The 24,354-nt window shown below is 41.7% G+C and carries 28 protein-coding genes and 6 tRNA genes; 18 read left to right on the top strand and 16 right to left on the bottom strand.

Annotation, left to right across the window (positions count from 1 at the left end; translation table 11 throughout):
- The 5 genes from V6W77_RS09805 to V6W77_RS09785 form a co-directional block, all read right to left on the bottom strand.
- The coding region (locus tag V6W77_RS09805) for a GTP-binding protein (protein ID WP_334254526.1) at nucleotides 1-224 on the bottom strand (224 nt) is incomplete at its 3' end.
- A gap of 114 nt (nucleotides 225-338) precedes the next feature.
- A tRNA-Thr gene (locus tag V6W77_RS09800) sits at nucleotides 339-414 on the bottom strand.
- Nucleotides 415-417: 3 nt separating this feature from the next.
- Nucleotides 418-492 (bottom strand) — tRNA-Gly (locus V6W77_RS09795).
- 42 nt (nucleotides 493-534) lie between these two features.
- Nucleotides 535-619, bottom strand: a tRNA-Tyr gene (locus V6W77_RS09790).
- 38 nt (nucleotides 620-657) lie between these two features.
- Nucleotides 658-733 (bottom strand) — tRNA-Thr (locus tag V6W77_RS09785).
- A gap of 246 nt (nucleotides 734-979) precedes the next feature.
- On the opposite strand from V6W77_RS09785, the gene coaA reads away from it, so the two are divergent.
- The 15 genes from coaA (at nucleotide 980) to V6W77_RS09710 (ending at nucleotide 10,942) form a co-directional block, all read left to right on the top strand.
- Nucleotides 980-1,930 (top strand): type I pantothenate kinase, encoded by a 951-nt coding sequence (coaA, locus tag V6W77_RS09780; RefSeq protein WP_025236858.1) that lies wholly within the window; start codon nucleotides 980-982, stop codon nucleotides 1,928-1,930.
- Nucleotides 1,931-2,068: 138 nt separating this feature from the next.
- Nucleotides 2,069-2,611, top strand: coding sequence for a DsbE family thiol:disulfide interchange protein (locus tag V6W77_RS09775; protein WP_334234914.1), 543 nt, complete (start codon nucleotides 2,069-2,071; stop codon nucleotides 2,609-2,611).
- 8 nt (nucleotides 2,612-2,619) lie between these two features.
- Complete coding sequence (locus V6W77_RS09770) at nucleotides 2,620-3,102, top strand: cytochrome c-type biogenesis protein (RefSeq protein WP_334254525.1); 483 nt, start codon at nucleotides 2,620-2,622, stop codon at nucleotides 3,100-3,102.
- A complete protein-coding gene (ccmI, locus tag V6W77_RS09765; RefSeq protein WP_334236166.1) occupies nucleotides 3,099-4,016 on the top strand; it encodes a c-type cytochrome biogenesis protein CcmI in 918 nt (305 codons plus the stop codon). The genes V6W77_RS09770 and ccmI overlap by 4 nt, the downstream gene beginning before the upstream one ends.
- A complete protein-coding gene (gene mog / locus V6W77_RS09760; RefSeq protein WP_334237864.1) occupies nucleotides 4,013-4,618 on the top strand; it encodes a molybdopterin adenylyltransferase in 606 nt (201 codons plus the stop codon). The genes ccmI and mog overlap by 4 nt, the downstream gene beginning before the upstream one ends.
- An 8-nt stretch (nucleotides 4,619-4,626) precedes the next feature.
- The gene (gene glnB / locus V6W77_RS09755; protein WP_025236863.1) at nucleotides 4,627-4,965 is read left to right on the top strand and encodes a nitrogen regulatory protein P-II; all 339 of its coding nucleotides are present in this window, start codon (nucleotides 4,627-4,629) and stop codon (nucleotides 4,963-4,965) included.
- A 102-nt stretch (nucleotides 4,966-5,067) separates the two neighbouring features.
- Entirely contained in the window at nucleotides 5,068-5,547 is a 480-nt protein-coding gene (gene lspA / locus V6W77_RS09750; RefSeq protein WP_334254524.1) for a signal peptidase II, read from the top strand.
- 10 nt (nucleotides 5,548-5,557) lie between these two features.
- Nucleotides 5,558-6,502, top strand: a complete 945-nt coding sequence (ispH, locus tag V6W77_RS09745) for a 4-hydroxy-3-methylbut-2-enyl diphosphate reductase (protein ID WP_283386740.1) — start codon at nucleotides 5,558-5,560, stop codon at nucleotides 6,500-6,502.
- Nucleotides 6,502-6,750 (top strand): FAD assembly factor SdhE, encoded by a 249-nt coding sequence (locus V6W77_RS09740; protein WP_334229780.1) that lies wholly within the window; start codon nucleotides 6,502-6,504, stop codon nucleotides 6,748-6,750. Before ispH ends, V6W77_RS09740 begins: the two co-directional genes overlap by 1 nt.
- A gap of 147 nt (nucleotides 6,751-6,897) precedes the next feature.
- Complete coding sequence (locus V6W77_RS09735; protein ID WP_334254523.1) at nucleotides 6,898-8,346, top strand: DASS family sodium-coupled anion symporter; 1,449 nt, start codon at nucleotides 6,898-6,900, stop codon at nucleotides 8,344-8,346.
- Between the two features lie 215 nt (nucleotides 8,347-8,561).
- Complete coding sequence (locus V6W77_RS09730; RefSeq protein ID WP_025236866.1) at nucleotides 8,562-8,894, top strand: MaoP family protein; 333 nt, start codon at nucleotides 8,562-8,564, stop codon at nucleotides 8,892-8,894.
- A 71-nt stretch (nucleotides 8,895-8,965) separates the two neighbouring features.
- The gene (gene trmA, locus V6W77_RS09725) at nucleotides 8,966-10,057 is read left to right on the top strand and encodes a tRNA (uridine(54)-C5)-methyltransferase TrmA (protein ID WP_334254522.1); all 1,092 of its coding nucleotides are present in this window, start codon (nucleotides 8,966-8,968) and stop codon (nucleotides 10,055-10,057) included.
- Between the two features lie 91 nt (nucleotides 10,058-10,148).
- Nucleotides 10,149-10,238: transfer RNA gene (locus tag V6W77_RS09720), tRNA-Ser, on the top strand.
- Nucleotides 10,239-10,314: 76 nt separating this feature from the next.
- Nucleotides 10,315-10,404: transfer RNA gene (locus V6W77_RS09715), tRNA-Ser, on the top strand.
- Nucleotides 10,405-10,564: 160 nt separating this feature from the next.
- Nucleotides 10,565-10,942, top strand: a complete 378-nt coding sequence (locus V6W77_RS09710) for a YbaN family protein (protein ID WP_334254521.1) — start codon at nucleotides 10,565-10,567, stop codon at nucleotides 10,940-10,942.
- On the opposite strand, the gene xerC is transcribed toward V6W77_RS09710, so the two are convergent.
- The 8 genes from xerC to glyQ form a co-directional block, all read right to left on the bottom strand.
- The gene (xerC, locus tag V6W77_RS09705; protein ID WP_334254520.1) at nucleotides 10,939-11,850 is read right to left on the bottom strand and encodes a tyrosine recombinase XerC; all 912 of its coding nucleotides are present in this window, start codon (nucleotides 11,848-11,850) and stop codon (nucleotides 10,939-10,941) included. The two genes, V6W77_RS09710 and xerC, sit on opposite strands and share 4 nt — an antisense overlap.
- A 79-nt stretch (nucleotides 11,851-11,929) precedes the next feature.
- Nucleotides 11,930-12,220, bottom strand: coding sequence for a DUF5377 family protein (locus tag V6W77_RS09700; protein ID WP_025236870.1), 291 nt, complete (start codon nucleotides 12,218-12,220; stop codon nucleotides 11,930-11,932).
- 68 nt (nucleotides 12,221-12,288) lie between these two features.
- Nucleotides 12,289-12,744, bottom strand: a complete 456-nt coding sequence (locus V6W77_RS09695) for a hypothetical protein (RefSeq protein WP_334254519.1) — start codon at nucleotides 12,742-12,744, stop codon at nucleotides 12,289-12,291.
- A gap of 74 nt (nucleotides 12,745-12,818) precedes the next feature.
- Complete coding sequence (gene glyS / locus V6W77_RS09690) at nucleotides 12,819-14,885, bottom strand: glycine--tRNA ligase subunit beta (protein ID WP_334254518.1); 2,067 nt, start codon at nucleotides 14,883-14,885, stop codon at nucleotides 12,819-12,821.
- 25 nt (nucleotides 14,886-14,910) lie between these two features.
- Complete coding sequence (locus V6W77_RS09685; protein ID WP_334254517.1) at nucleotides 14,911-15,486, bottom strand: hypothetical protein; 576 nt, start codon at nucleotides 15,484-15,486, stop codon at nucleotides 14,911-14,913.
- A gap of 221 nt (nucleotides 15,487-15,707) precedes the next feature.
- The gene (locus tag V6W77_RS09680) at nucleotides 15,708-16,082 is read right to left on the bottom strand and encodes an endonuclease domain-containing protein (RefSeq protein ID WP_334254516.1); all 375 of its coding nucleotides are present in this window, start codon (nucleotides 16,080-16,082) and stop codon (nucleotides 15,708-15,710) included.
- A 32-nt stretch (nucleotides 16,083-16,114) separates the two neighbouring features.
- Entirely contained in the window at nucleotides 16,115-16,378 is a 264-nt protein-coding gene (locus V6W77_RS09675) for a hypothetical protein (protein ID WP_334254515.1), read from the bottom strand.
- Nucleotides 16,378-17,286, bottom strand: a complete 909-nt coding sequence (gene glyQ, locus V6W77_RS09670) for a glycine--tRNA ligase subunit alpha (RefSeq protein WP_025236878.1) — start codon at nucleotides 17,284-17,286, stop codon at nucleotides 16,378-16,380. The genes V6W77_RS09675 and glyQ overlap by 1 nt, the downstream gene beginning before the upstream one ends.
- Before the next feature lie 190 nt (nucleotides 17,287-17,476).
- Here glyQ and V6W77_RS09665 point away from each other — a divergent pair, with 190 nt between their 5' ends.
- From V6W77_RS09665 to torD, 3 genes are read left to right on the top strand one after another with little or no spacing between them, the layout of a single operon-like run.
- Nucleotides 17,477-18,094, top strand: a complete 618-nt coding sequence (locus V6W77_RS09665) for a pentahemic C cytochrome (protein WP_334254527.1) — start codon at nucleotides 17,477-17,479, stop codon at nucleotides 18,092-18,094.
- 12 nt (nucleotides 18,095-18,106) lie between these two features.
- A complete protein-coding gene (gene torA / locus V6W77_RS09660) occupies nucleotides 18,107-20,587 on the top strand; it encodes a trimethylamine-N-oxide reductase TorA (protein ID WP_334254514.1) in 2,481 nt (826 codons plus the stop codon).
- Nucleotides 20,584-21,156 carry a molecular chaperone TorD gene (gene torD, locus V6W77_RS09655; RefSeq protein ID WP_334254513.1) on the top strand — a complete coding sequence of 191 codons (573 nt, stop codon included), beginning with the start codon at nucleotides 20,584-20,586 and terminating at the stop codon, nucleotides 21,154-21,156. The genes torA and torD overlap by 4 nt, the downstream gene beginning before the upstream one ends.
- 36 nt (nucleotides 21,157-21,192) lie before the next feature.
- On the opposite strand, the gene V6W77_RS09650 is transcribed toward torD, so the two are convergent.
- The 3 genes from V6W77_RS09650 to mglA all read right to left on the bottom strand — a co-directional run bounded on the left by V6W77_RS09650 (nucleotide 21,193) and on the right by mglA (nucleotide 24,311).
- Nucleotides 21,193-21,642 carry a pseudoazurin gene (locus tag V6W77_RS09650; protein ID WP_283386725.1) on the bottom strand — a complete coding sequence of 150 codons (450 nt, stop codon included), beginning with the start codon at nucleotides 21,640-21,642 and terminating at the stop codon, nucleotides 21,193-21,195.
- Nucleotides 21,643-21,786: 144 nt separating this feature from the next.
- Nucleotides 21,787-22,797 (bottom strand): galactose/methyl galactoside ABC transporter permease MglC, encoded by a 1,011-nt coding sequence (gene mglC, locus V6W77_RS09645; RefSeq protein WP_025236882.1) that lies wholly within the window; start codon nucleotides 22,795-22,797, stop codon nucleotides 21,787-21,789.
- Nucleotides 22,798-22,811: 14 nt separating this feature from the next.
- Entirely contained in the window at nucleotides 22,812-24,311 is a 1,500-nt protein-coding gene (mglA, locus tag V6W77_RS09640; protein ID WP_025236883.1) for a galactose/methyl galactoside ABC transporter ATP-binding protein MglA, read from the bottom strand.
- Nucleotides 24,312-24,354 lie beyond the last annotated feature (43 nt).

Below are 24,354 nucleotides of genomic sequence, written 5' to 3'. Positions count from 1 at the left end.
CGAGTTGCTGTATCGTATTCAACGTGTGAAGTGTTGATGGTGATACCACGAGCTTTTTCTTCCGGTGCGTTATCGATTTGGTCGAATGCACGAGCTGCACCACCGAAGTGTTTTGATAATACAGTTGTAATTGCTGCTGTTAAAGTTGTTTTACCATGGTCAACGTGGCCGATTGTACCCACGTTCACGTGCGGTTTTGTACGTTCAAATTTTTCTTTAGACATTTTCTAAAAGCCTCTTAAACAAAAACGGTTACAATGGAACAAAAGAACCCATTAACCATAATGTAGAAATTAATACTAATTGAAACTTATAGGAAAGAGTGAAGTTAGAAGAAGTGGTGCTGATAGGCGGATTTGAACCGCCGACCTCACCCTTACCAAGGGTGCGCTCTACCAACTGAGCTATATCAGCGTTTGGAGCGGGCAGCGGGAATCGAACCCGCATCATTAGCTTGGAAGGCTAAGGTAATAGCCATTATACGATGCCCGCTGTTCTAAATTCGTCTGTCCTGCACGATTCAAAAATCAGAAATGGTGGAGGGAGAAGGATTCGAACCTTCGAAGGCTGAGCCAACAGATTTACAGTCTGCCCCCTTTGGCCGCTCGGGAACCCCTCCACGATATTTTGAATACTTATTTACGTTTAAAGCAAAAATGGTGCCGACTACCGGAATCGAACTGGTGACCTACTGATTACAAGTCAGTTGCTCTACCTACTGAGCTAAGTCGGCATTGCTGTGTCGTAAGCAAGTGATGTGCATTATAGGGAAATTTTAACGCTGTGCAAGTATTTTTTTTAAAAATATTAAAAAAATCAATCTTTCGACTTTTAAATATACAAAATGGCTATTTTTTGTAAAATACAGGCGGTTTTATGTCAATAAATACGGCAAAAGCGTCTCATATATTGTATAGTTATGCCCCTAATTTGAGTATTAAACCGATTTATTCATCATCAAAAAATTGAGATTTTGGCTATGAGCCTTGAAAAAAACACAAAAATTACTCCTTTTCTCACTTTTGATCGCCAACAATGGGCAGATTTACGCAAATCCGTGCCATTAAAGCTCACCGAGCAAGATTTAAAACCATTATTAGGCTTTAATGAAGATCTTTCTTTAGAAGAAGTACGTACTATTTACCTCCCCCTTGCCCGTTTAATTCAATACTATATAGAAGAGAATTTAAAACGTCAGACCGTTTTACACCGTTTTCTTGGCATTGAAACGCCGAAAGTGCCTTATATTATTAGTATTGCCGGCAGTGTTTCGGTTGGTAAAAGTACCTCTGCCCGTATTTTGCAAGCTCTGCTTTCGCATTATCCTAAAGAGAGAAAAGTCGATTTAATTACTACCGATGGTTTTTTATATCCGCTTGCAACGCTTACTGAAAAGAACTTACTAAAGAAAAAAGGCTTTCCGGAATCTTATGATATTCATAGCCTCATTCGCTTTGTATCTGATATTAAATCGGGCGAGCGTAATGTGAAAGCCCCCATCTATTCGCATTTAACTTATGACATTATTCCTGATCAATTTAATGTAGTTGATCAACCTGATATTGTGATTTTAGAAGGACTAAACGTGCTACAAAGCGGAATGAACTACCCTTCCAGCCCACATAATGTATTTGTATCTGATTTTGTCGATTTCTCAATTTATGTTGATGCTGAAGAAGATCTCTTAAAGAAATGGTATATCAACCGTTTCTTAAAATTCCGCCGCAGTGCCTTTGCTGATCCGAACTCTTATTTCCACCACTATTCAAAATTATCGGAACAAGAAGCGATTGAGACTGCCTCAACCATCTGGGAAGAAATTAATGGTTTGAATTTACGCCAAAATATTTTACCGAGCCGTGAACGAGCCAACCTCATTTTGATAAAAGGGCAAGATCACGCCATTGAAACGGTAAAATTACGCAAATAATTTAACTTTTTCGACCGCTTGTAATACCTTAAAATCCGTTGAATACAACTCAACGGATTTTTTATTTAAATCAATGCTTATTCGACTATTTTTTGGTAAGCTAACAACTTTGAGAGTGATTGATATTAGGCATAAACAATGAACAAAAAATTTCTACTTCCTTTAATTCTCTTTTTGGCATTATCTGTGGCATTTTTGGTTCAACTTGCTCGCAACTCGCAAGGCGATGATCCGAAAAAATTAGAATCTGCCCTCATCGGTAAAACCATTCCTAATTTCAGCCTAGAATCTTTACTCGATGAAAAAGAGCAAATTAATCAAGATGTGGTTAAAACAAGCAAGCCTCGCCTATTAAATGTGTGGGCAACGTGGTGTCCAACTTGTTACGCCGAACACGAATACCTTACTGTTTTAGCGAAACAAGGAGTGGAAATTGTCGGCATTGATTATAAAGATGAACGCCCGAAAGCGATTAAATTCTTAGCCGCTTACGGTAATCCATATAAAGCGGTTATTTTTGATCCCAAAGGCTCACTCGGCTTAGATTTAGGTGTTTATGGTGCACCGGAAACCTTTATTATTGATGGCAATGGCATCATCAAATACCGCCACGCAGGCGATGTAAACGACCAAGTGTGGAATAACGTGCTAAAACCGATTTATGACAAATTAAAAGAGTGATGAAAACGATGAAAAAGTTTAGCCTATTCTTTATTTTTGCAAGCTCTGTGGCTCTTTCTGCTCCTGTTGAGCTTCATAAATTTGATAATCCAAAACAAGAAGCGGATTATCGTGCCTTAATTCAAGAACTACGCTGTCCGCAATGCCAAAACAATAATATTGCGGACTCAAATGCAACAATTTCTACCGATATGCGTGCAAAAACCTTAGAGTTACTCAAAGAAGGGAAAAGCAAAGATGAAGTGGTGGAGTATATGATTGAACGTTACGGCAATTTTGTTACCTACAATCCGCCGATGACACCAGCAACGCTTATACTTTGGGTTCTGCCGTTAATTTTAATTGCACTGGGGCTTGGTTTTGTACTCCGCCGCAAGAAAGCGAAACCGCAAGCGGTCAATTCTTCGCAAAATTTTGCAAAACCAATTCAGCATTTAAACCAAGACGAGCAAGAGCGTCTTAACCAAATTTTAAATAAGGACAACAAATGAGTTTCTGGATAGCCATTATTTTTATTACTCTAATCGTCTGTGTTGTGGCGTTTTATCCTTTGCTTAAAAAGAATAAGCAAATTGATGCCAGCAAACGCGATAGTTTAAATAAAGCTTTCTATTTTGATCGCTTAAAAGAAGTGGAAAACGAAGCAAATGAAGGCGTTATTGACGATCCTGAACGCACAAAATTAGAGCTACAACAAAATTTATTAGACGACATTCCTGAAAACACTCAGCCCGTTCAAGGTGAAAAATTAAAGCTCGGCAAGGCGTGGTTTGTTTCATTGATTTTGTTTGTAGGCGGCATTAGTTTTGCGATTTATAGTAATGTCGGTTCGTGGCTTTCAAACTCAATGCTAGATACTACCCATCAAAAATTAGACTATTTCTACGAACGCTTGAAATCAGAAGATAAAAATCCGCTTTCAACCGAAGAGATGAACCAATTTGCAATGGCATTACGCGTTGATTTGCAGAAAAATCCAAACGATGATCAGAAATGGTATATGCTCGGGCAAATCGGTATGGCGTTAGATGACGGTCAATTAGCTCACGATGCGTTTAGCAAAGCCGCTCAGCTAAAACCGGATAATTTAGCTTACAAATTAAGCCACGCTCAGCTTCTACTTTTCTCCGAAGCACCGGAAGATAAAACACAAGGCGAAACGTTATTAAAAGAGATTATCCGTCAAGATCACACCAATTTTGATGCGTTAAGCCTGCTTGCTTTCCACTCGTTTGAAAAAGAAGATTTCAAAATGGCGGCGATGACGTGGGGAATGATGTTAAAGCTCTTGCCAGATGAAGATCCTCGTAAAGTTACGGTTGAGCGTAGTTTTAATATGGCATTATCAAATTTAAGTGAACAAGATAAACAAGAGTTACAATTGCAAAAAGGCGAGAAAAAATGACCGCTTGTAAATCTCCAAGTAAAGAAAAATTGAAAATCGGTTTAGTGTCTGTTTCTGACAGAGCCTCACAAGGGGTTTACCAAGATCAAGGTATTCCCGAATTGAAGGCTTGGCTAAAAACTGCATTATGCAATGATTTTGAGGTAGAAAGCCGATTGATTGCCGATGAGCAACCGCTCATTGAGCAAACTTTGATTGATTTGGTGGATAACCACGCTTGCCATTTGGTTTTAACCACCGGCGGAACAGGTCCGGCAAAACGTGATGTTACCCCTGATGCTACGCTTGCCGTTGCTCATCGAGAAATGCCGGGCTTTGGCGAACAGATGCGACAAGTAAGCCTTCACTTCGTGCCAACCGCAATTCTCTCTCGCCAAGTAGGTGTTATCCGCAATGAGAGCTTAATTCTCAACTTACCCGGACAGCCGAAAGCAATTAAAGAAACGCTTGAAGGGGTAAAAGATGAAAACGGCAAAGTGTTAGTCAAAGGCATTTTCAGTGCCGTACCGTATTGCCTACAACTTTTAAGTGAAATTTATGTCGAAACCAATCCGCAAGTGTGCGAAAGTTTCCGTCCAAAATCAGCTCGTAGAGAAAAATAGGAATAACGATGAAAAAAATTGAAGCAATCATCAAACCTTTTAAATTAGATGACGTACGTGAAGCCTTAACAGACGTGGGCATTAGCGGTATGAGCATTACTGAAATCAAAGGCTTCGGCAGACAAAAAGGGCATACCGAGCTTTATCGTGGAGCGGAATACGCCATTGATTTTCTGCCAAAAGTAAAAGTCGAAATTGTGATTCCTGATGAGCTGGAAGAACAGTGCATTGAAGCGATTATGGAAACTGCTCAAACCGGCAAAATCGGTGATGGCAAGATTTTTGTCTATGATGTTGGACGTGTTATTCGTATTCGTACAGGCGAAGAAAACGAAGAGGCAATTTAATTTTGCAAAAAATTTTGTAAAATAGACCGCTTGCAGGGCGTATAACATACGCTCCAAAATTAAATGGGCGTACGATGTACGCCCCTACATTTGGAATATGGAATGAAAACCGGACTTAAATTTCTTTGGATTAGCTTAGTTACTATCATCATCGACCTTTGGTCAAAATATATCGTGGTACAACATTTTGAATTTGGCGAAAGTATTAATATCTTGCCTATTTTTAACTTAACCTATGCACGCAATTATGGTGCAGCATTCAGTTTCCTTGCCGACCATTCAGGCTGGCAGAAATACTTTTTCTTAGGGCTGGCGGTTGTGATTTCCGCTGCCTTAGTGCTTGCCCTTTACAAAAATCAAGCGGTCAAAAAATTGGAAAATTCTGCGTATGCCTTAATTATCGGTGGTGCAATTGGTAATGCGATTGACCGTGCTTACAACGGCTATGTAGTGGATTTTCTTCATTTTTATTGGGATATTTACCATTATCCCGTCTTTAATGTGGCGGATATTGCCATCTGTGTGGGAGCAGGCTTACTGATTTTAGAAGCCTTTATAACGAAAAAAGAAAAGACAAAGTAAGAGTGATTAGATGAAAGTTTTATTAGCAAACCCTCGTGGTTTCTGTGCCGGTGTAGATAGAGCCATTTCCATTGTAGAACTCGCATTGGAAATTCACGGTGCACCGATTTATGTTCGCCACGAAGTGGTTCACAACAAATTTGTGGTTGATGGCTTAAAAGCAAAAGGGGCGATCTTCGTTGAAGAGTTGGACGAAGTGCCTGATGATGCAATTGTGATCTTCTCTGCTCACGGGGTTTCTCAAGCGGTCCGCCAAGAAGCTAAACGCCGTAATTTAAAAGTGTTTGATGCAACTTGTCCGCTGGTAACCAAAGTCCATATGCAGGTTGCTCGAGCCAGTAAAAAAGGTACAAAAGCCATTCTCATCGGGCACGAAGGACACCCGGAAGTCATCGGCACAATGGGGCAATATAGCAACGAAGAAGGTGGCATTTATTTGGTGGAATCGGTAGAAGATATTGCGGAGCTGCCGGTATCCAACAACGATGAGCTCACCTTTATGACGCAAACAACACTCTCTATTGATGACACAATTGGTGTGATTGATGCGTTAAAAGAGAAATACCCTGCGATTCAAGGTCCTCGCAAAAACGATATTTGCTATGCTACCACCAACCGCCAACACGCGGTGCGTGAATTAGCGGAGCAATCGCAGCTGGTGCTTGTAGTTGGCTCGAAAAATTCATCTAATTCAAACCGTTTAGCTGAACTCGCTTCTCGAATGGGCGTGATGTCAAAACTGATTGACGGTCCGCAAGATATTGATCCGAAATGGCTTGAAGGAGTTGAAACTATCGGCATTACTGCCGGTGCTTCTGCTCCTGAAGTATTAGTGCAATCTGTTATCTCACACTTAAAAACATTAGGTGTAACAGAAGTAGAAACCCTTGCTGGCAATGAAGAAGATGTTGTCTTTGAAGTGCCGAAAGAACTTCGCATTAAAGAGGTAAAATAATGACAGAAATTAACCGCTTTAAACTTGAATGGGAATGCCGTCGTGGTATGCGTGAGTTAGACAAAATGATTATGCCATTTTATAAAAATCATTTTGATGAACTTACCGAAACACAACAACAAGCCTTTGTTGAAATGTTAAGCTACACCGACCCTGAACTCTTTCGCTGGGTAATGTTACAAGTGCCGGCTCCAACGCCCGAGATCGCAGAATTAATTGAACTGATGAGAGCGAAGATTGAGCGTTAATTCCATATAGACAAAGGCGAGATTAATCGGTTAAACATTAATCTCACCTTTGTTTCTAACTGCCTTACCTATTATTGATTAATATCAATTCTATTATCTAACAGTTGTGATACTCTCCCCCATATTTTAAGTTATGGAGAACATTTTATGTCAAACACAACAGTCAATGTAAAAGCAGGCTTTGAATGGAAAGGTCTGCTAATTTCTATTATCGTCGGGCTTGGAATTTATTTCTGCCCAATACCTGAAGGGCTAAGTCCTAAAGCGTGGGGAATGCTCGCATTATTTGTTGCAACCATTTTGGCAATTATTACTAAAGCAATGCCAATGGGTGCGGCAACCTTAGTTGCCCTGGTAATCAGTGGTGTAACAGGACTTACCCCGATTAAAGCAGGAAAAGACGATGTCGCAATGCTTTCCGGCTTTGCCAACTCAACTATTTGGCTTATCGGGATTGCGATGTTCTTATCTCGTGCTGTGATTAAAACAGGGCTAGGGCATCGTATCGCACTCTATTTCATTTCTAAATTCGGTAATCGAATGATGGGGGTTGCGTACGGTATAGCCCTTGCTGATACCATTATTGCACCGGGTATTCCGTCTGCTTCTGCTCGTGGGGGCGGTATTATGTACCCGATTATGCAATCAATCGCAGATACATACGATTCTAAACCAGGACCAACAGCAAGAAGAGCAGGTGCGTTTTTAGCGATTGTTGTGTCTCAAATTGATACTATCGCTTGTACAATGTTCTTAACCGCTATGGCAGGCAACCCTCTGATTGCAGAACTTGCCGGCAGCCAAGGTATCGAAATTTCTTGGATGACGTGGTTTTTAGGAGCTCTTGTACCGGGCATTATCAGCTTAATCGTACTCCCTTACTTAGTTTATCTCATCTATCCACCAGAGTTGAAAAGTACACCTAAAATGGCACAAATGGCAAAAGATGAGTTACAAAAAATGGGTAAAATGAGTGCAGCCGAATGGATCTTAGCCCTCGACTTCATTCTCCTACTACTCCTATGGACGGTCGGCGATCTCTATTTCGGTATTCCAGCAACTGTATCTGCCTTTATCGGCTTAGTCATTTTATTACTCTCAAATATTATGACGTGGAAAAACATTGTCGAAGAAACAACGGCGTGGGATACAATGTTTTGGTTTGCCGTATTAGTAATGATGGCAACCGCCCTAAACAAGTATGGTGTAATAAGCTGGATTTCAACGCACATTTCTTCTTCAATTAGTATTTTCAGCTGGCCTGTTGCCTTTACCATTTTAGTACTGGTTTATTTCTACACCCGCTACTTCTTTGCTTCTGCTATGGCACATATTTCTGCTATGTATTTGGCATTCTTAGCAGCCGCTATCGCCGTGGGTACACCACCGATGTTAGCTGCGGTTGGCTTAGGCTATACTTCAACCCTTTCAATGAGCCTAACCCAATATGCCGGTGGCCCGGGGCCTGCTTTATTCGGCTCAGGTTATAACACTACCGGTCAATGGTGGGGAGTGAGTTTCATTGTTTCTATTGCCTCACTTATCATCTGGTTTGGTGTCGGCGGTTTATGGATGAAAATGTTAGGCTGGTGGTAATCTATACCTAATAAGCAATAAAGAGGAATAAAACACCGTTTTTATTCCTCTTTTTAATTTCATTTCAATATTACAAGCGGTTACTTTTTACAACAATTTTGCAAAGTAAGGAATTAAAAAACACCCCAAATTTGCATTAAACCTTGATTTATTCGCCATTTTTGTTTAATGTATGCCGATTTTCTTTTCCCTAATTTCAAACAATGAGGCATATTATGGCAGATAGTTTTAGCGTTACACGCCGTTTTTTCGATGATAAAAATTACCCTCGTGGCTTTTCTCGTCACGGTGATTACACTATTCGTGAATCACAAACTTTAGAGCAGTTCGGTCAAGCGTGCTTGGCTTTAGAAACAGGCGAACGTAAACCTAAAACCGCAGAAGAAAAACGCTTCGTTGCTGTAATGAAAGGCGAAGAAATTGCACAAAGCGATATCGAAAAAGCGTGGTTAAAATACCGCACGCTGACCAGTAAAACTAAACGCATTTACACCCTTTCAGGTAATGCGGGTAGCGATGCCGGCGATGATTTCAGTGCAGCTGAATAAGCTTAAATTTATGCTATAAAACCACGAAGCAATTCGTGGTTTGTTTTTTCATTTTCTATTCGTGGTAAAAAATGACACTTCCGATTGAACAATATTCCGCTCTTCTTGCAAAAAAAACCGAAAATTTGACCGCTTTACTCAAGCCTTTTAATGCCCCTGAATTAGAAGTGTTTGCCTCTAAGCCAAGCCATTTCCGTATGCGTGCGGAATTTCGGGTTTGGCACGATGAGGGCTCGCTTTACCACATAATGTTTAATCAAGAAACCAAAGAGCGTTATCGTGTAGATAGCTTTCCGATTGCAAGCGAGCTAATTAATCAAATGATGCAAGCGTTACTGACAGAAATTAACGGTAACGACATCTTAACTCGTAAGCTGTTCCAAGTGGATTATTTAAGTACGCTAAGCGGTGAAATTGCCGTATCAATGCTTTATCACAAAACGCTTGGTGAAGAATGGATTGAGCAAGCTAAAGCATTGAAAAGTCGCTTAGAAGATCAAGGCTTTAAGGTGCAAATCATCGGGCGAGCAAATAAACAAAAGATAGCCTTAGATTGTGATTATGTGGAAGAAGTATTGCCGATTGACAGCAAGCACTACGTTTACCGTCAAGTAGAAAACAGTTTCACTCAGCCTAATGCAGAAATGAATATCAAAATGCTGGAGTGGGCAAGAGGTTGTACCCAAAATAGTGAGGGCGATTTACTTGAGCTTTACTGCGGTAACGGCAACTTCTCTATTGCATTAGCGGAAAATTTCCGCAAGGTTCTAGCAACGGAAATCTCCAAATCTTCAGTGCAATCAGCTCAATATAATATTGAGCAAAACGGCATTGATAATCTACAAATTATCCGAATGTCAGCAGAAGAATTTACCCAAGCGATGAACGGCGTACGTGAATTTTATCGCCTAAAAGGGATTGATTTGAAAGATTATGATTGCAACACGATTTTTGTCGATCCGCCACGAGCAGGATTGGATCAAGACACACTGAATATGGTGCAGGCTTACGATCGCATTCTCTATATTTCGTGTAATCCGCACACATTGGCTGATAATTTACAGCAATTAAGTCAAACCCACCGTATCGAAAAAGCAGCATTATTCGATCAGTTCCCTTACACACACCATATTGAAAGTGGCGTTTGGTTGATAAAGAAATAATTTATGCTGAAAAAAAGAACGAATAAGCAGAATTTAAGATTTATTGCTTGACGATGATTGCAATAATCTCTATTATTGCAACGTTTTCAACGGAGGAATGGCAGAGCGGTTGAATGCACCGGTCTTGAAAACCGGCGAGGGTTAACGCCCTCCGTGAGTTCGAATCTCACTTCCTCCGCCATCAAATTTAAGTCTGCTGATGTTTATTAGCAGATTTTCTCTTTTAAGAGAACAACAATTTAATAGACTTTCAACCCGGAGGAATGGCAGAGCGGTTGAATGCACCGGTCTTGAAAACCGGCGAGGGTTAACGCCCTCCGTGAGTTCGAATCTCACTTCCTCCGCCATATTTAACCTGTTGATTATTCAACAGGTTTTTTTATTTCTATTTGCAAAAAATCTGAAAAAAGAAACCGCTTGCTATCATAGAAATAGTTTGAAATCCTTTTTCGCTTCCTTTAGTATAATTGCGATTTATTCTCAAAAACTAAAGTACAATTAATTGCGATGAAATTACTTTATATTATCTGCGGGTTTATCTGCATCGGGCTTGGGGCTATTGGTGCAGTTTTACCAGGGCTGCCTACTACACCTTTTTTACTCTTAGCCTTATTCTGTTTTACCAAAGGTTCAGAGAAAATGCACTTGTGGTTTATTCAAACCAAACTGTATAAAAAATATTTGCAAGAATATGATCAGAAACGGGCAATGACGATGAAGCAAAAAATCACAATTTTAGCAATTTCCTTTCCGTTTACGCTATTTGCCTTTTTAACCTTACCACATATTGGTGGGAAAATCGCTGTTGCAGTATTAGTGATTATTCAATATTGGTATTTCTTCTGCAAAATGAAAACCCTTCCTGCCGAGCCGATAAAGCCTTAATCCTCTTTCTTTCTTCTCGCCCTTGGGTGTGCCGAATCATAAATTTTGGCAAGATGTTGGAAATCCAAGTGAGTGTAAATTTGCGTAGTCGAAAGGCTACTATGCCCCAATAATTCCTGAACTGCCCGTAAATCTCCGCTCGCCTCCAACATATGCGTGGCGAAAGAGTGGCGTAATTTGTGTGGATGCAGATGACTTTCTAACCCCTGACGCTCGCCCCACTTTTTCATCGCTAACTGAATGGAGCGGTGCGACAACCGCCCTCCACGCTTATTCAAAAACACGGCGTTATCTTGTGGCTTAAACTGTAGGCGAACCTCAAGCCAACGATTCAGTGCATTTAACGCCTGTGAGCCAATCGGCACAATACGTTCCTTACTGCCCTTACCTTGCACCCTAACCTCTTTCGCCGATAAATCCATATCGCCCAAATCCAGCCCTTGCAATTCAGACAACCGCAAGCCGGAACTGTACATCAGTTCCATCATTGCAAGATCACGCAAATCACTTGGCTCATCGCTTTCAATCGCAAGCAACTGCCCGACCTGCTCGGCATCAATATTTTTCGGTAAATGCTTGCCTACTTTTGGCGATTTCACCCCCAAAGTCGGGTTTGCACTCATTCGCCCAACTTTAATCAGATAGACAAACCATTGCCGCAACGCCACCAACCGCAAGCCGATACTTTTCGCACTTAGCCCTTGTTTATGGCTTTGACTGAGCATCCAACGCACAGAGCTACTTTCCACTTCTTCCCAATGCTCAATCCCTGCCTGCGAAAACAACTCACTCACCGCTGCTAACTGGCGTTGATAATTGCTCAAGGTATGAGGGCTGACCTGCTTTTCAATTCGCAGAAAATCCCAATAAAGCTGAGTTTGTTGGAAAAGGGGATTAGTGGTATTCATAGATGGATGTTACAAGCGGTTATATTTTAGGGAAAATTTGCAAGTAGGGACGCACTCAGTGCGTCCCTACTAAAATGGATTATGCTAAACCCAACTGCCCGATGCGGACACCCACATTCCCAAGTGCCACAGGGCTTAAATATTCGCCTAAAAACTCAAATAACTCATCAATATCGGTAAAACTGCGATGAATTTTCACTTCATCTTCCACCTTGCGAGTAAACTCATATTGCACACTTTCCCCATTAATATGAGCCTCAAGCGTAATATAAACCGTTTCAAAATAATGGCTGATTGAACCCTCAAAGCCCGGATCGCTCACTCGCACATTCCAATGGTTACTAAATAAAACTTCGGTTTTTACTGACATTGTGTTTTCCTTATTTTTATAAAATCTAGGGTATTTTAATCAAGCTAGGCAGAATTTACTAGCTTTGATTACGGAACATATTTATTCGACACTTCAAATAACCATTCCGCCAAATCATCGGGAATCGGCTTTACATCATTGGTTGAGAGTCGAGGAATGAGGGAAATAGCATCACTTTCACACTCTTGATATTCCAACACTTGCCCGGTTTTCGCATTACGAACCACCAACTCAACGTGGGTAAAACCAGTGGTCGCCTCGGTTTCTTCGAAGAGATACCATTTACCGTTATGTGGCACCATAAGCTGTGTACCATTAGCGTATTGGTGCAAATAGGCTTTATCAACATCTTGCTGATATTCCATCTCGCCCTGCCGCATAAAATTCAATATAGGGCCTTTTGAGGCAATCAAACTCAAATGCTGCTGTTTATTCGTAGTGCATTCAAATAAGGTAATAAGCGTCTCATTTGATGAAACTTGTGCCGAGAAAAAGAGTGAGAGCAAGAGCAGTAATTTTTTCATCTTTTTTCCTTTTGCAGATTTTGATACAAAATAGACCGCTTGCAAGCGGTCTATTTTCAAGAAAATTTTACAAATTATTGTAATAGCGAAATATCCGCCACTTGCAGGAATAAGCCTTGCAGGGTGCTTAAAATCGCTAAGCGGTTTTGGCGCAGTTTTTGATCTTCGGCATTTACCATTACGCCGTCAAAGAACGCATCGACCGGTTGGCGTAAGTTCGCAAGTTTATCAAGCACCGCAGTGTAGTCGCCGTTAGCAATCAGCGGTTGCACTTCGGTTCTTAACGCTAATACGCTCTCCGCCAACGCTTTTTCTGACGGCTCAACGCAAGCGGTCAAATCGATTTCGCCAATCGCAATATCCGCTTTCGCAAGAATGTTGCTGACACGTTTGTTTGCTGCGGCGAGAGCTTCGGCACTGTCTAATTCACGGAAGTGCGATACCGCACGCACACGGGCATCAAAATCTGCCGGTTTGGTTGGACGACGGGCAAGCACAGATTGAATTACATCCACTGCAATGCCTTCGCTTTCATACCACGCACGGAAACGGCCGAGCATAAAATCAACCACGTCATCGACCACGTTTTTGTTGGTCAGCTTATCGCCGAACAGAGCAGCAGATTTTGCCACGATTTCGGTTAAATCAAGCGGTAAATTTTTCTCTACGATAATCCGTAACGAACCTAATGCCGCACGGCGTAGAGCGAACGGGTCGGCACTGCCTTTTGGTGCTTGTCCGATACCGAAAATCCCCGTGAGCGTATCGAATTTATCCGCCAGCGCCACCGAGCAAGCCACTAGGCTGTTCGGCAAGTTGTCGCCTGCAAAACGTGGCATATATTGCTCGTTCAATGCTACGGCAACTTCTTCATCTTCGCCATCGTGACGGGCATAGTGCATACCCATTACGCCTTGGGTGTCGGTAAATTCAAACACCATATTGGTCATCAGGTCACATTTTGAGAGCAAGCCGGCACGTTTCGCTTTGGTTTGATCGGCACCGATTTGTGCCGCAATTTCGCCTGCTAATGCTTCAATGCGAGCCGTTTTGTCACGCAATGTGCCAAGCTGTTGTTGGAACAACACGGTTTCAAGGCGTGGCAGTTGGTCTTCCAACTTCTGTTTTAAGTCGGTTTTGAAGAAGAATTCCGCATCGGTCAAACGTGGGCGAACCACTTTTTCGTTACCCTCGATGATCTTGCTTGGATCGTCCGGGTTGATGTTCGACACAAAAATAAAGTGTGGTAACAATTTGCCGTCTTTGTCGTAAATCGGGAAGTATTTTTGGTCGCCTTTCATCGTATAAACCAAGGCTTCCGCAGGCACGGCTAAGAAACGCTCTTCAAATTTGGCGGTAAGTACGTTTGGATATTCAACAAGTGAAGTCACTTCATCAAGCAAGTCTTCTTCAATATCCGCCACGCCACCCAAAGCGGTCGCTTTTTCTTGGGATTTTGCAAGGATCAACGCTTTACGCTCGTTGAAATCCGCTACCACAGAACCACGATCTTTCAGTAGTTGTGGGTATTGATCCGCATTGTCGATTTGGAACTCACGTTCTCCTAGGAAACGGTGACCACGAATGGTACGGTCGCTCGCCACCCCTAAAATTTCGCCTTCAATCAGCTCCGCACCGAATAAAAGGGTCACAGTATGCACCGGGCGGACAAACTGCTCGGTTTTATCGCCCCAACGCATTGTTTTCGGAATTGGCAGGTTCGCCAACGATTTGGAGATAATATCGACCAATAGATTTTTGGTCGGCTGACCTTCAATTACCGCACGATGCACCAGCCATTCGCCTTTGTCTGTGGCGATACGCTCAGCTTGCTCCACGGTAATCCCACAGCCTTTAGCCCAGCCTTCCGCCGCCTTAGTCGGCTTGCCTTCGGCATCAAACGCTGCCGACACTGCAGGGCCGCGTTTCTCGATTTCTTTACTCGGTTGAGCGTCCGCCAAACCCAACACCTTCACCGCCAAGCGGCGTGGTGCAGCAAACCATTCGACTTTCTCGAAAGCAAGCCCGGCTTGGTTCAGCTCTTGTTCAACATTCTCCGCAAATGCGGTCGCTAATTTTTTGAGTGCCTTCGGTGGCAGCTCTTCTGTGCCGATCTCGGCGAGGAAGTTTTGTGTTGTCATTTTGTTTTTCTCTTAATTTAATTTTTTAAACTTTTAATCCAAATAAAATCATAAAAGGAGCCCAAATAGGCATTGTTAGCATTAATAACGCTTGCCCACCACCTGTTTCAGCAAAAGGTGTTGTTTCCGTGATTAAAATAGGAATTGGCTTTTCCAATTTATACTTATCAACAGAGATATTTTCTAATTCATCGCCATAATAATATGGTGTTGCGGTTGCAGAAAAATTTACCATTAAATATCGATTTTGATATTGTTTGGCTTGATATAATTTTTCGAGTTCTAGCCTAGTTCCCTGATCTAACTGATTAGATTCAATAAAGAATGAATAAGTAAACTTAGCAGATTGATTGGTAACAAGATGTAGAGTTAATGCCTGTTTAGCGACCTTAGGGTAATAATCACGATAAAAGTCTTTAAACCGTTGCATAATTACTTTACCGCCGCTCCGTAATTCATATGCTTTATTATCTATTTTCACTACTGCATAATAATCGCTCAGTTTAGCGTGAGTAATTTCTCCTTGAATAGAAGATTTATTTGATGAACAACTTGTTATAAAAAAGCAAAAAATTAAGATCACAGACCATAGTTTTTTCATATATTTGTCCTCTCACTCCGTGTTCATTTCTGCCAAATCTCCCCTAGCCCCTCTTTGCTAAAGAGGGGGATTAGATCGCCGTAAAGTTGTAGTTCATCTGGCTTAATCATCTTTTTTCATCTTTCTTCATAAAGATCGCATAGCCAGATGAATTCTAAATTCTCTTTGATGGATCACCCCTCTTTAGCAAAGAGGGGAGGGGGAGATTTGGCAGACTAAATTCACGGAGAAAATACCCTATTCCCCACTGATTGAAGATACAGCCAAATCTCTTCAATCACACTGTCAATCTCCGTCATCACTCGGTAATTATCAAACCGCAAAACCGTCAATCCTAACGATGCCAATTCTGCATCTCGGATCTTGTCATTTGCCTGATGTTCAGGTTCATAATGTTGGCTGCCGTCGAGTGCAATCACTAATTTTGCTTTCGGGCAGTAGAAATCGACAATATAACTTAACAGCGGTTTTTGCCGATAAAAACGAAAGCCAAGTTGATCATTTCGCACCCGATACCACAACCGCCGTTCTGCTTCGGTTTGTGTACTCCGCAACGTTTGAGAATTGGGTTTAAGCGATTTCGCATAGGGTTTCATTTTGCAAAATTTCCGCTGATTTTCACCGCTTGTTAGCCAAAAATCCCTTCTAATTCATCCAAATCCAACACCACTTTATCGCTTTCCAACAGCAACGCCGGAATGCCAATATAGCCGTTAGCTTTGGCGTTATCAAAGGCGGAATGACGGTCACGCAGGCGTAAAAAAGGTTTGAAATTTGCACCGCTCTTTGTGATGTCGCATTCGTCAAATTCCACGCCCAAACGTTCTAATTCTGCGACAAAAGGTTCGGTGTCAGGGCACCAGTGGGCGAAGTATAAAATCGGTTTTGTCATTATTTTTTACAACCCGGGAACCCTAACGCTTCACGGCTTGCATAATACGCTTCAGCCACGCCTTTGGTTAAGGCACGAATGCGTAAGATGTAGCGTTGGCGTTCAGTTACCGAAATCGCTTTGCGTGCGTCTAGCAAGTTAAAGCTGTGAGCCGCTTTTAAAATGCGTTCGTACGCCGGCAGTGGTAACGGTTTTTCTAAGCCTAACAGGTATTGCGCCTCTTTTTCGTACTGTTCGAAGCATTGGAACAGGAAATCTACATCGGCGTATTCGAAGTTGTAGGTGGATTGCTCCACTTCGTTTTGGTGGAACACGTCGCCGTAGGTGGTTTTGCCCAGTTCGCCGTCAGACCAAACAAGGTCATACACCGAATCCACGCCTTGAATATACATCGCCAAACGCTCTAAGCCGTAGGTAATTTCGCCTGTTACCGGCTTACATTCTAAGCCGCCGACTTGTTGGAAGTAGGTAAATTGGGTAACTTCCATACCGTTCAACCACACTTCCCAACCTAAACCCCACGCACCGAGTGTTGGGTTTTCCCAGTTGTCTTCCACGAAACGGATGTCGTTTTGGGTTGGGTCGAAGCCAAGCATTTTCAGGCTCTCAAGGTAAAGTTCTTGAATGTTGTCCGGCGACGGCTTGATCACCACTTGGAATTGGTAGTAGTGTTGCAGACGGTTCGGGTTTTCTCCGTAACGACCGTCTGTCGGGCGGCGGGACGGTTGAACATAGGCAAACGCCATCGGCTCAGGACCTAATGCACGCAAACAGGTCATCGGGTGCGAAGTACCCGCCCCCACTTCCATATCGAAAGGTTGAACCACAGTACAACCTTTGCTTGCCCAGTAATCTTGCAGGGCTAAAATCATTCCTTGGAAAGTTTTTACGTTAAATTTTTCGCTCATTACTATTTACTCTTTAATTTGAAAAACGGTAGAAAAATGCTGGTTATTATAGCCTGTAAGCGGTCATTTTTTGGGATTTTTTTGCAAAAATTTTATAAAAGCGGTTTTATGATGTAAATCAACACTTTTTTGCTCAATTTGTGTAAAATATAACCTAGTTTTCTCGTCTGATTTAAGTGTGGGGTTTATGATGAAATCATTATCGAAAATCGTTCTCTACCTATTGGGGTTACTCACGCCAATACTCTCTTTTGCCAGCCCAACAAGTTACACCACTGAAATTATCCCCTTATTTGCCGATAAAAATTTAACGCAAAAAATCGGGCAGTTAGAAGCAGGAGCTGAAATTAAGCTAATGCAAATAACGGCAAAAGCCTCTGAAATTGAGCTAAATTTATGGCGAAAAACCAAAGGTTTCGGACGAATTTGGTATCACGATTTTGCTAAAAATATTACCGATGCTGTCTTTGAAAAATCTTTTATCAGCAATAACCCACCATTAGATATTTTGGCAGATAAAGAAGATCCGAACACAGGCTTAATCTGGCAGAGGGTAAAAATGAAAGTATGGGTGGAAAATTCAGAATTTACCCAAGATTTAACTGATTTCTGGGCAAACGCACAAAATACTTATAAAACGGAGTGTAGTGTTTGCCACAAACAGCGTGATACCAAAATGCACGATGCAAACGAATGGATTGCTGTATTTAACGGTATGGTTGGCTTTACTGATATGGACGAAGCCACACAGAAACAAGTGCTTCGCTATCTTCAAATGAATGCTTCTGATGCCAATTCCACAAAATAGAGAGGAAAGATTATGCTACATTCTCGCCGTCAGTTTTTAAAAAATATGTCGATTATGGCTGGTGCATTTGCAATGCCGAATTTTCTTGTTCCTCGTGAAGCAAAAGCCAATAGTACACCCGTAAGTGATTGGAAAATCACAGGTTGTCAGTGGGGAGCTGTGCGTGCCAAAGTGGAAAATGGACGATTAACTGAAATCAAGCCTTTTGAGTATGATAAACACCCATCTGAAATGATTAACGGCATTAAAGATCTACTTTATAGCGAAGCTCGTGTGCGTTATCCAATGGTGCGTGTGGATTGGCTTAAAAACCGCCAAAACAGCAATCGTACACAGCGTGGCGATAATCGCTTTGTGCGTGTGAGCTGGAAAGAAGCATTAGATTTATTCTATGAAGAGCTGGAACGTATTCAAAAAGATTATGGACCTTGGGCGTTGCATACGGCGAACGTGGGTTGGCGTTCTTCCGGGCAGTTCCATAGTTGTGGAAATCATATGATTAGAGCCATTGCGATGCACGGCTCAAGCGTTAGTTCGGTAGGCGATTACTCCACCGGTGCAGGGCAAACCATTCTGCCTTATGTGCTAGGCAGTACAGAGGTTTACTCGCAAGGGACATCTTGGGAAATTATCTTAAAAGAGACGGAAAATCTGATTTTCTGGGCAAGCGACCCAGTGAAAAATTTACAAGTGGGTTGGAACTGCGAAACCCACGAAGCCTATGGATATTTAGAGCAACTCAAACAAAAAGTAGCGAAGAAAAAAATCAATGTGATTTCTATTGATCCGGTTAAAAGCAAAACTCAAAATTTCTTAGGTTGCGAGCAACTTTATGTTAATCCACAGGCAGATATGCCGTTTATGTTGGCAATTGCTCACACTTTATATGAAGAAAATTTATACGATAAAGCTTTTCTTGATGTCTACACTTTAGGCTTTGAAAAATTTGTGCCTTATTTATTGGGCGAAACAGAAGATAAAATCGAAAAAACACCTGAATGGGCTGCCCCAATTTGCGGCATTTCTGCGGATAAAATCCGTGAATTTGCCCGTATGCTGGCAGGAAAACGTACACAGCTGATTTTCGGCTGGGCAATTCAACGCCAACAACACGGCGAGCAGCCTTATTGGATGGGAGCAGTACTGGCAGCAATGTTAGGACAAATCGGCTTGCCGGGCGGTGGAATTAGTTATGCTCATCACTATAGCTCGATTGGTGTTTCCAGCTCCGGTGCGGCAACGCCCGGTTCTTTCCCGTCTAACCTAGATGAAGATCAAAAACCAAAATACGGCAATAAAAATTATAACGGTTACAGTGAGGTTATTCCTGTTGCCCGTGCTACAGACTCTTTACTACACGCAGGTGAAACCATTGATTACAATGGCAAAAAAATTGTTTACGCCCCTTATAAAATGGCAATTTTCACAGGTTGCAACCAATGGAGCAGACAATCTGATCTCAACAAAATGAAAAAGGCATTCCAACAACTCGAAACGGTGGTTACTATCAACTACAGTTGGACGGCAACTTGCCGCTTTGCCGATATTGTGTTGCCTGCTTGTACGCCATTTGAGCGAAACGACATTGATACCTACGGCTCATACAGCAATAGAGGTATTATTGCGATGCAAAAACTGGTTGAGCCGATGTATGAATCTCGCCCTGATTTTGAGATTTTCAAAGATTTATGCAGTCGTTATGGCGAAGGAAAAGCGGAGGAATATTGCCAAAACCTTGATGAAAAAGGCTGGCTAAACCGCTTATATACCGAATGTCGCCGAGCTAATCGAGGCAAATTTGAAATGCCAAAAACCTTCGATGAATTTTGGCAAACGGGCTTTGTGCTGTTCCCCGAAGGTAAAGCTTGGGTTCGGCATAAAGATTTCCGAGAAGATCCTGAACTGCACGCATTAGGCACACCATCGGGTTTTATTGAAATTTACAGCACTAAAATTGCCAAATATGGCTATGATGACTGCAAAGGACACCCAATGTGGTTCGAAAAAGCAGAACGCTCACACGGCGGACCGAAATCGGATCAATATCCTTTCTGGTTACAATCGTGCCACCCCGACAAACGTTTGCATTCACAGCTTTGTGAGTCAAAAAGTTTACGTGAAACTTACAGCGTACAGGGCAGAGAACCATTTTATATGAATCCGCAAGATGCAGAAAAATTAGGCATTAAAGATGGTGATTTAGTGCGGGTTTTTAATGAGCGAGGACAAGTTTTGGTGGGAGCGGTACTGTCAGACAACTTCCCCACCGGCGTGGTTCGATTACAAGAAGGGGCTTGGTATTCACCTGTTGATGAAACCATCGGTGCATTAGACACCTACGGCAGCCCAAACACGCTCACGCTGGATATTGGCTCATCTAAACTCTCTCAAGCAACTTGTGTAAGCACCTGCCTAGTGAATGTAGAAAAATGGCAAGGCGAAGCCCCAGCACCGAACGGTTTTAGCGGAGCGATTGAGGTAGAGCGTTTATGATGCCATTAGCAAAAGAAGAAAAGCTACTACTGCAATGGTTGCGTAATCTGCTCGCACGAGAACTCTCAAACGAGCAGTTACAAGCCTTACAAGCGGTCGAATTTCAACAATTTTTTGCATTTCTGGCTGAAATTGGCTTTGCCCCCCAAAGCAAAGCCTTAGCGGAGGAAATTCAAAAGCTCGGCTTATTTGAAAATCCACGTTTAGAATTAGCTGCCGATTTCGCCCAATGCTTTTTGCTTGAAGGCAGATCCTCAGCTCTACCCTATGCTTCTGCTTATTTAACTGATCCTACTCTCTCCGAAAATTTAGCGAAAATGGATCATTATTTAGATCGCTTCAAACTCCAACTCAACCGAGAAACCAACGAACCTAGCGATCATCTTGTAGTGTATTTGGAAGTTTTGATCCAACTTATTGAGCAAAACAAGCACCAAGAAGCGAGTGATTTCATCAAAAATCAACTATTGACTTGGCTACCTCAGCTGGCAGAAAAAACGGAAAAGACGAACATCACAACAAGGTTTTACCCGATTTTGGTTCGTTGTTTGTTGGATGTTTTGAGATAACAAAATTCCCTCAAAGCTTATCTCTGAGGGAATTTCTTACTGTATTTGATCGAAGTAATCAAACAAACGCCCTGAATTTTCTTTGGTGCGTTTTTCGATTTTTTCGACTTCTTTTTGTGCCGCTTCACGGTTTACAGGCTTACCTACTTGGATAATTCCGCTCATATTCATTGTACGATGTGGCGGGCAATAGTAAACATAAACGCCTTCGTGGGTAAGCGTAAGCGTAAATTTTTCATCTTCTTTAGAAAGAAATTTTTCCGCCCCTTCCGGAATCGCACGGCTTTCTACCCAATGCCCTTTGTCGGTTGGGATAAAAGTTATTGTATCGCCCACTTCTGCTTTCAAATAACCCGGTTCAAATACCATACCGCCTTCTGCATTATTATCTAGCATTTTGATTTCGTGATGAGCGGCAAATGTTGAAACCGAAAAAAACGCAAGCGATAAAAATGCCAACTGCCCTAACTTAGTTTGCTTAACCATATATCTCTCCTATGTTTTCAAACAAGCCTGTCTAGCACTTTAATCCAGCCGAAAAGTATTTGCAAATTTTTCCTCAAATATAACCGCTTGCATAAAAATAAGGGGCAAATTACTTTGCCCCGATGTTTATTCAATCAAAATGAATTATTTTTTCTTCGCGTATTTGAGTGAGTCAATTGCTACCGCTAAGATGATAATGCCACCTTTGATGATATATTGCCAGTAAGGGTTTACACCAATGTAGGTTAAACCATAGTTAATTACGGTGAAGATAAGCACCCCGGTTACTACGCCGATGATTGTACCCACACCACCTGCAAATGATACGCCACCTACTACGCAAGCTGCGATTGCATCCATTTCATACATAAAGCCTAAGTTGTTGGTTGCACTACCGATACGACCTGCTTCTAACATACCGCCGAATGCGTAGAAGATGCCTGAAAGCATATAAATACCCATTAAGTTAAGCGGTACGTTTACGCCAGAAACGCGTGCTGCTTCTGGGTTTCCACCAATCGCAAATACGTTTTTACCGAAGCGGGTTTTATTCCATAACGTCCACATAATAATAGTGGCGATCACAGCATAAATGGTGATGTAGGAGAGCCTAAAGTCTCCAAAGCGGAAGAAGCCTTGTGCAAAACTGGAGAAGTCATCGCTAAAACCTGCAATTGGCGATGAGCCTACGGCATCGTAGTAAAGCGAGTTAATCCCATAAACAATAATCATCGTCCCCATTGTGGCAATAAACGGTGTTACGTTGAGATAAGCTACCACAAAACCATTAAATAAGCCGATAAGTCCACCAATCACACAAACCGTTAAAACTACAACAGGAATTGGAATTTCGGATAAGTTCGGGAAAACTTTGTTCATATTTTCCATTGATTGTAACAAGGTGGCTGAGATTACCGCCGCTAAGCCAACTTGGCGACCGGCGGATAAGTCTGTACCCTGTGTTACAATCAAGCCTGCAACACCTAGTGCAATGATAAGACGCACAGAAGATTGCGATAAAATGTTACTGAAGTTACGCAAGCTCAAGAAACTTGGGTCTTGCACAATAATCACAATAAGTAAGATTAATAATACGAAGTAAATCGCATTTTGTTTAAAAAAATCGAGTGTTCTATTTTGTTGTAAAGCAGACATACTTCACTCCTTGTCTATAAATATTTTGCTGCGAGTTGCAAGATTTCTTCTTGCGAGGTGTTGGCAGTTTCAACAATGCCCGCCACTTTACCGTTACTCATCACTAAAATCCGGTCTGTTACCCCTAGTAATTCGGGCATTTCCGATGAGATCATAATGATCCCTTTATCTTTATTTGCTAACTCTAAAATCAGCTGATAAATTTCAAATTTTGCCCCAATATCAATACCACGAGTGGGTTCATCAAGCATCAGAATTTCAGGTTGGGTTAAGAGCCAACGCCCGATAATCACTTTTTGTTGGTTACCGCCGGAAAGTGAGCCAATATGCGTTTGATGCGATGGGGTTTTTACATTCATCGAATCAATTACCCATTGGGTGTCGCTTTTCATTTTTTTATTGCTCAGCAAACCAAATTTTCCTAGATAAGACTTCATATTTGAAATCAATGAGTTAAACTCAATACTTAGGTTTGCATAAATCCCCGTTGAGCGACGTTCTTCTGTTACGAGAGCAAAGCCGTTATTAATCGCATCAAAGGCGTTACGGTTATTGATTTCTTTGCCGTTTAAGGTAATTTTACCGCTTGCTTTATCTCGCACACCGAAAATGGTTTCAACAATATCAGTACGCTTTGCCCCAACTAAGCCTGCAATACCTAAAATTTCCCCTCTGCGTAAGCTGAAGCTAACATCTTGGATAGAAGGTTGATTTTTTGCCGTTAAATTCTCTACTTCAAGAATCACTTCTTTTGGTAAATTGGTTTTTTCCGGGAAACGTTGAGTTAGCTCACGCCCTACCATCATTGAAACCACTTGATCCATAGAGGTATCTTTAATAGCAACGGTATTTACCCATTTGCCGTCTCGCAAAATGGTAATTTCATCACAAATTTTAAAAATTTCGTCCATTTTGTGAGAAATATAGATAATGCCACAGCCTCTGTCTTTCAGTTTTTGAATAATTTTAAACAGATGCTCAACTTCTTTTTCTGAAAGCGAAGAAGTCGGCTCGTCCATAATCACAATTTTGGCGTTGTAAGAGAACGCTTTGGCAATCTCGATCATCTGCATTTGTGATACAGATAATTTCGCCACTTTCTCACGTGGATCAACATCAATATCTAATTCATCAAAAATCGCTTTAGTATCACGATACATTTTGTCGTGATCCACAAAAGGACCTTTTAACGGATAACGTCCTAACCATAGGTTATCCATTACAGTTACTTGTTTTACCAGATTCAACTCTTGGTGAACCATTGAAATCCCATTTTCTAATGCCTCTTTTGAGGTTTTAAAATTCACCGGTTTGCCGAGAAAAAGAATCTCGCCTTCATCTTTGGCATAGATCCCAAAGAGACATTTTAGCAAGGTTGATTTCCCTGCCCCATTTTCACCCATTAAGGCGTGAACACTATGGGATTTTACCGTTAAGTTAGCTCGGTCTAACGCTTTCACACCCGGAAACGACTTGCTAACGTTCGTCATTGTGAGTAGTACTTCGCCTGTCATATCTCACCCTGTTATATCGAAAACTCGAAAAAAAGGCACGAGT

This window comes from Mannheimia indoligenes (assembly GCF_036880405.1).
GTDB lineage: Bacteria > Pseudomonadota > Gammaproteobacteria > Enterobacterales > Pasteurellaceae > Mannheimia > Mannheimia indoligenes.
The sequence above is the reverse complement of the archived record's forward strand: the minus strand, read 5'-3'. Positions and strand labels throughout refer to the sequence as shown.

Excerpts from the sequence above, each read along its gene's own strand:
- coaA (WP_025236858.1), top strand. The coding sequence starts at position 980 with ATGAGCCTTGAAAAAAACACAAAAATTACTCCTTTTCTCACTTTTGAT.
- V6W77_RS09775 (WP_334234914.1), top strand. The coding sequence starts at position 2,069 with ATGAACAAAAAATTTCTACTTCCTTTAATTCTCTTTTTGGCATTATCT.
- V6W77_RS09770 (WP_334254525.1), top strand. The coding sequence starts at position 2,620 with ATGAAAAAGTTTAGCCTATTCTTTATTTTTGCAAGCTCTGTGGCTCTT.
- ccmI (WP_334236166.1), top strand. The coding sequence starts at position 3,099 with ATGAGTTTCTGGATAGCCATTATTTTTATTACTCTAATCGTCTGTGTT.
- mog (WP_334237864.1), top strand. The coding sequence starts at position 4,013 with ATGACCGCTTGTAAATCTCCAAGTAAAGAAAAATTGAAAATCGGTTTA.
- glnB (WP_025236863.1), top strand. The coding sequence starts at position 4,627 with ATGAAAAAAATTGAAGCAATCATCAAACCTTTTAAATTAGATGACGTA.
- lspA (WP_334254524.1), top strand. The coding sequence starts at position 5,068 with ATGAAAACCGGACTTAAATTTCTTTGGATTAGCTTAGTTACTATCATC.
- ispH (WP_283386740.1), top strand. The coding sequence starts at position 5,558 with ATGAAAGTTTTATTAGCAAACCCTCGTGGTTTCTGTGCCGGTGTAGAT.
- V6W77_RS09740 (WP_334229780.1), top strand. The coding sequence starts at position 6,502 with ATGACAGAAATTAACCGCTTTAAACTTGAATGGGAATGCCGTCGTGGT.
- V6W77_RS09735 (WP_334254523.1), top strand. The coding sequence starts at position 6,898 with ATGTCAAACACAACAGTCAATGTAAAAGCAGGCTTTGAATGGAAAGGT.
- V6W77_RS09730 (WP_025236866.1), top strand. The coding sequence starts at position 8,562 with ATGGCAGATAGTTTTAGCGTTACACGCCGTTTTTTCGATGATAAAAAT.
- trmA (WP_334254522.1), top strand. The coding sequence starts at position 8,966 with ATGACACTTCCGATTGAACAATATTCCGCTCTTCTTGCAAAAAAAACC.
- V6W77_RS09710 (WP_334254521.1), top strand. The coding sequence starts at position 10,565 with ATGAAATTACTTTATATTATCTGCGGGTTTATCTGCATCGGGCTTGGG.
- xerC (WP_334254520.1), bottom strand. The coding sequence starts at position 11,850 with ATGAATACCACTAATCCCCTTTTCCAACAAACTCAGCTTTATTGGGAT.
- V6W77_RS09700 (WP_025236870.1), bottom strand. The coding sequence starts at position 12,220 with ATGTCAGTAAAAACCGAAGTTTTATTTAGTAACCATTGGAATGTGCGA.
- V6W77_RS09695 (WP_334254519.1), bottom strand. The coding sequence starts at position 12,744 with ATGAAAAAATTACTGCTCTTGCTCTCACTCTTTTTCTCGGCACAAGTT.
- glyS (WP_334254518.1), bottom strand. The coding sequence starts at position 14,885 with ATGACAACACAAAACTTCCTCGCCGAGATCGGCACAGAAGAGCTGCCA.
- V6W77_RS09685 (WP_334254517.1), bottom strand. The coding sequence starts at position 15,486 with ATGAAAAAACTATGGTCTGTGATCTTAATTTTTTGCTTTTTTATAACA.
- V6W77_RS09680 (WP_334254516.1), bottom strand. The coding sequence starts at position 16,082 with ATGAAACCCTATGCGAAATCGCTTAAACCCAATTCTCAAACGTTGCGG.
- V6W77_RS09675 (WP_334254515.1), bottom strand. The coding sequence starts at position 16,378 with ATGACAAAACCGATTTTATACTTCGCCCACTGGTGCCCTGACACCGAA.
- glyQ (WP_025236878.1), bottom strand. The coding sequence starts at position 17,286 with ATGAGCGAAAAATTTAACGTAAAAACTTTCCAAGGAATGATTTTAGCC.
- V6W77_RS09665 (WP_334254527.1), top strand. The coding sequence starts at position 17,477 with ATGAAATCATTATCGAAAATCGTTCTCTACCTATTGGGGTTACTCACG.
- torA (WP_334254514.1), top strand. The coding sequence starts at position 18,107 with ATGCTACATTCTCGCCGTCAGTTTTTAAAAAATATGTCGATTATGGCT.
- torD (WP_334254513.1), top strand. The coding sequence starts at position 20,584 with ATGATGCCATTAGCAAAAGAAGAAAAGCTACTACTGCAATGGTTGCGT.
- V6W77_RS09650 (WP_283386725.1), bottom strand. The coding sequence starts at position 21,642 with ATGGTTAAGCAAACTAAGTTAGGGCAGTTGGCATTTTTATCGCTTGCG.
- mglC (WP_025236882.1), bottom strand. The coding sequence starts at position 22,797 with ATGTCTGCTTTACAACAAAATAGAACACTCGATTTTTTTAAACAAAAT.
- mglA (WP_025236883.1), bottom strand. The coding sequence starts at position 24,311 with ATGACAGGCGAAGTACTACTCACAATGACGAACGTTAGCAAGTCGTTT.